At 65.4% G+C, this 7,691-nt stretch carries 10 protein-coding genes and 1 tRNA gene; 5 read left to right on the top strand and 6 right to left on the bottom strand.

Going from position 1 to position 7,691, the window contains the following annotated elements; all coding sequences use genetic code 11:
- The first annotated feature begins 120 nt into the window (after nt 1–120).
- Nucleotides 121–193, top strand: a tRNA-Thr gene (locus tag DBR22_RS14505).
- A gap of 29 nt (nt 194–222) precedes the next feature.
- Here DBR22_RS14505 and DBR22_RS14500 read toward each other — a convergent pair.
- The 3 genes from DBR22_RS14500 to DBR22_RS14490 all read right to left on the bottom strand — a co-directional run bounded on the left by DBR22_RS14500 (nt 223) and on the right by DBR22_RS14490 (nt 1,532).
- The gene (locus tag DBR22_RS14500; protein WP_108599598.1) at nt 223–738 is read right to left on the bottom strand and encodes an SRPBCC family protein; all 516 of its coding nucleotides are present in this window, start codon (nt 736–738) and stop codon (nt 223–225) included.
- A gap of 52 nt (nt 739–790) precedes the next feature.
- Complete coding sequence (locus tag DBR22_RS24155) at nt 791–982, bottom strand: three-helix bundle dimerization domain-containing protein (protein WP_108599603.1); 192 nt, start codon at nt 980–982, stop codon at nt 791–793.
- Between the two features lie 70 nt (nt 983–1,052).
- The gene (locus DBR22_RS14490; protein ID WP_108599597.1) at nt 1,053–1,532 is read right to left on the bottom strand and encodes an HAD domain-containing protein; all 480 of its coding nucleotides are present in this window, start codon (nt 1,530–1,532) and stop codon (nt 1,053–1,055) included.
- 338 nt (nt 1,533–1,870) lie between these two features.
- Here DBR22_RS14490 and DBR22_RS14485 point away from each other — a divergent pair, with 338 nt between their 5' ends.
- The 4 genes from DBR22_RS14485 to DBR22_RS14470 all read left to right on the top strand — a co-directional run bounded on the left by DBR22_RS14485 (nt 1,871) and on the right by DBR22_RS14470 (nt 5,468).
- Complete coding sequence (locus DBR22_RS14485; RefSeq protein ID WP_258229216.1) at nt 1,871–2,665, top strand: DNA/RNA non-specific endonuclease; 795 nt, start codon at nt 1,871–1,873, stop codon at nt 2,663–2,665.
- 134 nt (nt 2,666–2,799) lie between these two features.
- Nucleotides 2,800–3,687 (top strand): SDR family NAD(P)-dependent oxidoreductase, encoded by an 888-nt coding sequence (locus DBR22_RS14480; RefSeq protein WP_258229215.1) that lies wholly within the window; start codon nt 2,800–2,802, stop codon nt 3,685–3,687.
- A gap of 584 nt (nt 3,688–4,271) precedes the next feature.
- On the top strand, nt 4,272–5,243 hold the full coding sequence (locus DBR22_RS14475; RefSeq protein WP_108599595.1) for a hypothetical protein: 972 nt from the start codon (nt 4,272–4,274) through the stop codon (nt 5,241–5,243).
- A 39-nt stretch (nt 5,244–5,282) separates the two neighbouring features.
- A complete protein-coding gene (locus DBR22_RS14470) occupies nt 5,283–5,468 on the top strand; it encodes a hypothetical protein (RefSeq protein ID WP_108599594.1) in 186 nt (61 codons plus the stop codon).
- A 12-nt stretch (nt 5,469–5,480) separates the two neighbouring features.
- On the opposite strand, the gene DBR22_RS14465 is transcribed toward DBR22_RS14470, so the two are convergent.
- The 3 genes from DBR22_RS14465 to DBR22_RS14455 all read right to left on the bottom strand — a co-directional run bounded on the left by DBR22_RS14465 (nt 5,481) and on the right by DBR22_RS14455 (nt 7,544).
- Nucleotides 5,481–6,326 (bottom strand): aldo/keto reductase, encoded by an 846-nt coding sequence (locus tag DBR22_RS14465; RefSeq protein WP_108599593.1) that lies wholly within the window; start codon nt 6,324–6,326, stop codon nt 5,481–5,483.
- 63 nt (nt 6,327–6,389) lie between these two features.
- Entirely contained in the window at nt 6,390–6,866 is a 477-nt protein-coding gene (locus DBR22_RS14460) for a hypothetical protein (protein WP_108599592.1), read from the bottom strand.
- A gap of 6 nt (nt 6,867–6,872) precedes the next feature.
- A complete protein-coding gene (locus tag DBR22_RS14455) occupies nt 6,873–7,544 on the bottom strand; it encodes a bacterial proteasome activator family protein (RefSeq protein ID WP_108599591.1) in 672 nt (223 codons plus the stop codon).
- Nucleotides 7,545–7,691: the final 147 nt, after the last annotated feature.

The raw sequence follows: 7,691 nt of genomic DNA, 5'->3' as shown, positions 1-7,691 counted from the left end.
CCCGCCGACAACACGGTCTGCTGAGTACTTCCCGCCGGCCCATTTTGACCCGGGCGGCGGGACTCTATTACAGTTGACTCTTGCATGAACCGCCCGGTTACGCCGGGAGATTCACGCGGTGCTTCCTTAGCTCAGTCGGTAGAGCGTTTCACTCGTAATGAAAAGGTCATCAGTTCGATTCTGATAGGAAGCTCGGGACAAACCCCCTAGAAACCAAGGTTTTTAGGGGGTTTTTCGCTGGTTAAGCTGTGCCCCGCCTTGCGGGTCCAGGCTGCGGAACTCGCTGACAAGCTCCGGGTTCCCGCAGGCGCGGGCGAAAGCCTCAATACGCATCTCGATCTCCCTGCCCAGCAGCCAGGATCCGATGCGTTCGGCAATGGGCCGCAACCACGCAGGGCGGCAGGTGAACGAATATTTCCATACCGCCCGGGTCCCGCCGTCCTCCGGAGTAAACCTCCACCCGCCGCCGAACTTTTCGAAGAACCACGGGCCGGAAACCATCGTCATGCCAACATTCGTCGGCGGCACGAAAGAGACGTATTCGCTCACCATGACAAGCCCCATGCGGGACACAGTCCTGGTGCGGACTCCCTTCCCGGCTGCGGCCGCCCCGTCAAGCCATCCCTGCGTGGAGATGAAGGGATCCCATGTGAGCCGGAAATCGCCCGTGGTCTGGGAGAAGGCAAACGCCGTTTCCGGGTCGAGGCGGATGAATCGTTCTGCGCGTACCTGAGGCATGGCTTCAGCCTAGCCGGGTGGTTGTCCGTCAGGCCGCCGAACCGGCTTCAGGTCATTGCGCCAGGCGTTCCCTTGCTGCGTGCTCGACGAGGACGGGGACGAAATCCCGCACGCTCCCGGCATCCAAGGCACGGTGCTGTTGCTGGACGACATCCTCGATGACGCCGGTGGGTACTTCCGGAAACTTCTGCGCGAGCCGGTCAACCACGCTGGTGAGCGCCCGCACCTCTTCGCATACTCCCATCGGGTGAGTGTCGGCCATCAGCCCGGCGAGGTCAAGAGTTGACTAATAAGCCCGGCCACCTCGATCCCGGCTATCCGGAAGCAGCGAACACTTCGACTGCCACGACGTGAACCTCTGCCAGGCCCCGGTCCGGTACAGGCTTCTCCAACAGCACCGGCTGCGTGTGGTTGTGTGCCCACGCCCGGGCGTCCGCTCCCAGCACGTCATCGATCCAGACCACCGAGTCCCAGTCTGCCTCGCCCAAAGCATCCATTCTTGCCAGCCACCGGGCCACCGAACGCAGCTTGGGTGTTGCCTGGCCGTCGTCGTCCGGCCTCAGCACCATCACTACACGCAGGGGTTCCGCTTCAAGCTGCAACTGCGACTCCAGGCCTGCTGTCAGGTCCGCCGGCCAGGTCGACACCCAGGCGATCCGGCCCAAGCCAGCGAGCCGTCGGACCAGGCCGATCTTCTCAGGCGTAAGGGTCAGCGTGGGGCGGTCCCCGCCGTCACCCGGACCTGCGACCGGATTGAGGACGCCGTCGATATCGAGCAGAATGATCGGCTTCATGGACGTGACCTTAGCCTGATGAAAGGGACCGGCGGTAGGCCCTGGTCTGTACGCCGTTTGAGCATCGCCCGGACCCCCACGGAACCCCGGGCGCCAGAGTCGCGTGCCGCAAGCATCCCGCCGCAAGCAATCCCAGGACCAGAGACGAAGGGCCCTCCCCGGCGCCAGCGTCATTGTCTATGTGGACACCGCGAATTCATCCTGATGTCACCCGCCGCTGTTAGTGTCCGGCCATGGATGAACTGTTGCTTGTACCGGGTTCTGCCGCTTTACGTGACCTGACGGGAAGGTCTGGCTTCGAGGTCGACTTCCTCGGAGTGAGGGTGAACGTTCCTGTCTTGGCAAGTGCTGAGACTGTCCTGCTCCCCTATACGCACTTCTCGGTGCTTATGCGGCTGGACAAGCGCCTGGCAGCCGTCACTGCCCTCGGCATCGACGGGGAGAAGCTGATGGACGTGGAAAGGTCCGGTATCCAGTGGCGGCTGGACCCCCGGCTGGCGGACGATCAGCAGACCGGAGAGCGGGTCTATGCACGCAATGACATTGACCGGGGGCACCTGGTCCGTCGTGCCTCGGCGGTTTGGGGTGAAACCCTGGCCGAGGCAGCCCAGGCCAACGAAGACACGTTCCACTACACAAACGCCGCACCCCAGGCTGCGAAATTCAACCAGGGCCTGGACCTGTGGCTGGGCATGGAGTCATACCTGCTCGAACATGCCGCCGATTACGGCCGCCGGCTCATCGTCTTCACCGGGCCGATCTTCGGGGACCATGATCCGGTGTACCGGGGCGTGGACATCCCCCTGATGTTCTTTAAGGCCGCGGTGTTCCTTCAGGACGGGCAGCTTGCGGCGACAGGCTACATCGTGGATCAGACACCCCAACTGGCCGACCTGCCCGATATTCCCCGGCCGGGGGCAGCGGACGAGGCGCCTCCGTTGGGCCCGTTCCGGACCTACCAGGTGCCCATCCGGGACATCGCTGCCCTCACGGGCCTGGATCTGGACCAGCTCGTAGCCGTGGACCGGATGCCCATTGCCGCCGAACTCCCCACTGCCCGCGTGACGTCCACGTGGCGGAAGATCCTCTCCCCCGAGGACCTCGATCTGGACTTCGACCTGAACGGCGACTAACCGCCGGCGGGGCACGCTGGGGAGGGTATGGCACGGACCGGGCCCAAAGGATCTGGTCACGCACGCTGACGCATGCTGTGATGTTGCCGGGTCGAGCCGACCAGCGAATCACCACGCGTCAGGAGACGGAGTCAATGGCTTCCATGGAGGGTACCGTAGCGCTCGTCACAGGAGCTACGGGTGGATTGGGGCAGGCAGTGGCAACCGGCCTCGCGCGCGAAGGCGCCTTGGTCATTGTGGTTGGACGCACCGCAGCCCGTGCCGAAGATGCAGTGAAGCGGATCCGTTCGCTTTTTCCGGCGGCCTTGCTTGAGCCGTTGGCCTGCGACCTGTCAGTCCAGTCCTCGGTCCGGGCCGCCGCTGCCGGGTTCGCGTCCCGCCATGACAGGCTCAACGTTCTGGTCAACGCAGCGGGCGTCTTCCGCAAGGAACGCCAGGTGACCCCCGACGGGCTCGAACTGACCTTCGCCACGAATGTCATGGCCTACTTCCTGCTGACCAGCCTCCTGCTGGACGCACTCACGCAAGCTGCCGCCGTCGGAAGAAGGGGTGCGGCGGCGGACCGGGCAGAGGCCCGGAATTCCAGGATCGTCAATATCGCCTCGAAGTACGGCAACACCCGGCTCCGCTTCGACGACCTCCAGACCGCAAAAGGCACGTACAGCTACCTTCGATCCACCCCGCCCACCATGCTGGCCCGCGTCCTCCTCACCCAGGAGTTTGCTGAGCGCCTCCGCGGCTCTGGCGTGGTGGCAAATGCGGTCCACCCTGGGCTGGTCAGGAACACGTCCTTGCTGCAGGACGTTGGCGGCCCATTTCGCTGGATCACGGACACGTTCGGTGCACCAGCCGAACAGGCTGCGGACACACCCCTCTGGCTTGCCACCGCTCCAGAGACATCAGAGGTGACCGGAAAGCTCTGGTCAAAGCGGAAGGAACTCCCCACGCCCGGAATGGGATCGGACCCGGAAGCCCGCAGGCGGCTATGGGATGCCTGTTCGAATCTCGCCGGGATCCGGTGATTCTATGGAGCCGGAACACTAAGTCGGATAGGTGAGGACTCGGACGGTCCACCGCATTGCGCTGATCCCCCATCCGTTTCCAGTCAAGGTCAGCCGACTGTTCAGCGAGAATATCCCCTGCGGCAGACAGAGCCTTGGCGGTGACCTGGTCAGGGGTGCTCATGTTCACCATGAACCGCCAGGTGTCCGTATCGACCCGTTCGGCGTAAAACGGCGCCTGCGTGCGCTGCAGGTCGGGGGTAACCGGTGCGGTGGGGTTGAGGGAAGCCAGCGGTGCCATGGTCCGCGGAGCGGCGGCTGCGGACGGTGGGCTGGGTTCCGAGCATTCCGCCCCGTCACAGAGCTGCACCATGTTGACCCCGGAGACGTCCCCGTCCAGTTCAACAGTGATGGTGTTGACCCAGCCAATGGCCGTGCACGCGGTCGAACAGCCGGCGGACGGAACACTGACAGCCAGGATCAACACCACGGGCCGGACAACGAGCCCCCATACTCTCCCCATGCGGCCAGTCTAGGGGGTTTGCTTTCCTTGGCTGCTTCCGGGGGGCAGGGCACACGGCACGCCCTCCCCTAAGATGGCGTGCATGGATGACAAGGCGCTGGCAGCCATCGCCCACGGGCTGTACGCCCTGCCTTTCGACGATTTTGTGGCAGCGCGGACGGCCGCGGCCAAAGAGTCGGCCGGTTCCGGGAAGGAACTCCCCGCTGCCATCAAGTCCCTGCCCAAGCCTTCCGTTGCGGCCTGGACCGTCAACATGCTCGCCGTTCATCAGCCGGAATTGCTCGCGGAGCTGGCCGGCCTGGGCGAAAAGATGCGGACAGCCCAGTCATCGCTGGACGCCGTCACCCTGCGTGAGCTGGGCCGGGAGCGCCGCACCCTGCTGGCCTCCGCCGTCGACACCGCCCGGTCCGAGGCGGAGAGGCGGGGGCGCAGCATCAGCTCAACCATCGCGTCCGACGTCGAGCGGACTCTGCGGGCGCTGACCGCGGACGAAGGCGCCGCAGCCGCAGTTCAGAGCGGTCTGCTGGTCCAGGCGCTGTCCGCCGACGGAGTGGACACCGTCGATCTGGGCGGGGCCGTAGCAGTGCCCGGGGCTGTTCCGGTCCGGGGTGCCGCGCCCGTCACGCCATCGGCTGCTGCCCCCGTCAGGGAGAAACAACGGACGACGACGGAAAGCGCTGCCCGCCCGGCGTCGGACCAACCACGGCTCAAGGCAGTCCGGCAGACTCCGCGGCCCGCTTCGCCGTCTGCGTTGGAGAAAGCCAAAGCTGCCCTGGCCGAAGCCAAGGCAGCTGAGGAGGAATCCGGCCGCCGCGCCGAGGAACGGCGAAGCGTGCTGGAGGATACGGAAGCCCGGGTGGCTGACCTGACCCGCGAAACACGGCAACTCCGGGCCAGGTTGCAAGGGGCCGAGGAGGAGCTCGAACGGTCCAGGAAACAGCTGGGCACCCTTGCAGCGGAGGCCAAGCAGGCAGCCCGTGCGGCGGAAAAATCGCAGCGCTCAGCCATGCTCGCGCAGGAGCGGGTGCTGCGGCTGGGCAACACGCGGGACTGAAGCACGGTAATTGTCAGACCCCGGTTGCACACTGGATTTATGGAAAACAACACCGCACAGGAATTTCACGTCACCTACTTCGACGCCGATTGTGGCCGCATCCGGAGTGAAAGTTTCGAGTCCCTGCAGGACGCGGAACGCTTCGCCAGCCGGAACTGCATCGGCGAGGATTCCTGGGCCGTCATCGACGCCGTCGCCGTCGAACAGGCCCGGATCGCCGCCTGACCGGCCGGGTCCTTAGGCGAAGTCGGACACCGCAGGATCCGGGCCGATCCGGCCCTCGCCCTGGGCAGACTTGTCCAGGCCATTGAGGGCTTCCAGGTCTTCACTGTCCAGCGCGAAGTCCAGCGCTGCGAAGTTCTCATGGATGCGCGTCTCCGTCACCGATTTGGGGATTACCACGTTGCCGATGGCCAGGTGCCACGCGATGACAACCTGCGCCGGTGTGGCCTGGTGCTTGGCAGCTATCCCTGTGACCGCAGGATCCCCGAGGAGCTCACCGCCCTGGCCCAGGGGGGACCAGGCCTGGGTCAGGATTCCCTGCGCGGCACCGAACGCACGCAGTTCACGCTGGCTGAAGTAGGGGTGCAGTTCGATCTGGTGGATGGCAGGTACCACTCCGGTCTCGTCAATGAGCCGCTGCAGCCCCTCCACCGTGAAGTTTGAAACTCCGATGGACCGGACCCGTCCCCGCTTCTGGAGTTCAATGAGCGCTTTCCACGTGTCCACGAACTTGTCCTGTTTGGGCTGCATCCAGTGGATCAGGTAGAGGTCCAGGGTGTCCAGGCCCAGCCTGTCCATGGATTCCTCGAACGCGGCCAGCGTGGACTCGTACCCCTGATCGGCGTTCCACAGCTTGGTGGTGATGAAGAGCTCCTCCGGCCGGAGGCCCGAACTGGCAATGGCGCGGCCGACGCCAGCCTCATTGCCGTAAATCTTGGCCGTATCGACGTGGCGGAAGCCTGCCTCGAAGGCTTGGCGGACTACTTTTTCGGCAACGTCGTCCTCAACCTGCCACACGCCGTAGCCGAGCTGGGGAATGGTGTGTCCGTCATTGAAAGTGAGTGTCGGTGTAGAAGTCATCCACCCATCGTGCCAAAAGGAACGGCCCGGACCGGCCGTGAAGGGCGCCGCTAAGCCAGACGCTTAACCTGGAATACTGTCCGGCTGGCCACTGGCGGCGTCCTCGGCGAGGCGCCGTTCCGCGTCAGCCACCTGCTCCAGCACGGATTCCGCCCGGCGCCGCACTGACGCCGCTCCCACGGGCACAGGCCCCACCGCAAGCCTCAGCATGGCGGCGGCCTCTGCTGTTGTGGCGAGCGAGTTGCCGGCCTTGGACAGTGCGCGGTGGACTCCGGCCAGGGGCCCCGGAATGTCCAGTCCCTCGCTGGGGGAACGTCTCTGGGCTTCGACGCAGACCGCTCGGACACGTTCCAGAAGCTCGGAAAGCTCGTTGGCGATCTCCACCAGTTCGGCGTAGAGCTGCTCGTCCTCGACGCCCTCAAGGACCTGGTGGTAGCGGTCCAGTCCCCGGTGGAACCGGTCATGGGCGCGCCGCCAGAGGCCCTTGCCCAGCTCAGAGTCGTCCTTACGCCCTTGCCGGGCGGCCGTGAAGAATCCCACGCGAGCCTAGAGGTACTGGCCGGGGCCGTGGTCCGGGTCCTCCGGCCGGACGGGTGATCCTGCACCGGAGCGCTGCGGGCCGGCGGTGGCCCGTTGCGGCTCGCCGTTTTCCCCGATGACCACCCCCGGGGCTATGACTGTCCCCGGCGGCAGCTGCTTCATCTGCAACTGTGCGGCCGCCTGCTCACGGGCTGCATGCTGGGCTGCAATGGCCGTCTGGATCCCGTGGAAGAGTCCTTCCAGCCAACCCACCAGCTGGGCCTGGGCGATCCGGAGCTCAGCCTCCGAAGGTGTGGTGTTCTCAGGAAAAGGCAGGCTGATCCGTTCCAGCTCTTCGACCAGCTCCGGAGCCAGCCCGTCCTCCAGCTCCTTGATGGAGCGTTCATGGATTTCGGCAAGACGCTCGCGTGCGGCTTCGTCGAGCGGCGCCGATTTAACTTCTTCAAGGAGCTGCCGGATCATGGTGCCGATCCGCATGACCTTCGCCGGCTCGTCCACAAGGTCCTGCACGCTGCTGCCCCTGGTCCTGGCGGCAGGAGCGCCGCGGGCTGCACGGGGCCCGGCCGGCCGGCCGCCCATGGCAGGGCCACCAGGGGCAGGGGAAACCGACCCCTCGTTGTCCAGGGTTTTGCCCTCCACCGGGACGTCGTCAAGCTGAGTGTCGTTCGGATCGCTCATGCGTTTATACTCTCACGAGCCGGCGACACACAGCCCGGCAGACGAAGTGCGGCCCAGTAATGAATCGCAACCCGGCCCTTGGCCGCGACCCGCGGCGCCCCTTGCAGGTCCGGCCCGGCCGATGGATTGGCTCAGCAGCACCTGCCC

It is taken from the genome of Arthrobacter sp. HMWF013, from assembly GCF_003061105.1.
Classification (GTDB): domain Bacteria; phylum Actinomycetota; class Actinomycetes; order Actinomycetales; family Micrococcaceae; genus Arthrobacter.
Note: the sequence above shows the minus strand (reverse complement) of the source record. Positions and strands in the feature narration are given on the sequence as shown.

Coding starts and splice junctions, on each gene's coding strand:
- DBR22_RS14500 (WP_108599598.1), bottom strand. CDS start 738: ATGCCTCAGGTACGCGCAGAACGATTCATCCGCCTCGACCCGGAAACG.
- DBR22_RS24155 (WP_108599603.1), bottom strand. CDS start 982: ATGGGAGTATGCGAAGAGGTGCGGGCGCTCACCAGCGTGGTTGACCGG.
- DBR22_RS14490 (WP_108599597.1), bottom strand. CDS start 1,532: ATGAAGCCGATCATTCTGCTCGATATCGACGGCGTCCTCAATCCGGTC.
- DBR22_RS14480 (WP_258229215.1), top strand. CDS start 2,800: ATGGCTTCCATGGAGGGTACCGTAGCGCTCGTCACAGGAGCTACGGGT.
- DBR22_RS14475 (WP_108599595.1), top strand. CDS start 4,272: ATGGATGACAAGGCGCTGGCAGCCATCGCCCACGGGCTGTACGCCCTG.
- DBR22_RS14470 (WP_108599594.1), top strand. CDS start 5,283: ATGGAAAACAACACCGCACAGGAATTTCACGTCACCTACTTCGACGCC.
- DBR22_RS14465 (WP_108599593.1), bottom strand. CDS start 6,326: ATGACTTCTACACCGACACTCACTTTCAATGACGGACACACCATTCCC.
- DBR22_RS14455 (WP_108599591.1), bottom strand. CDS start 7,544: ATGAGCGATCCGAACGACACTCAGCTTGACGACGTCCCGGTGGAGGGC.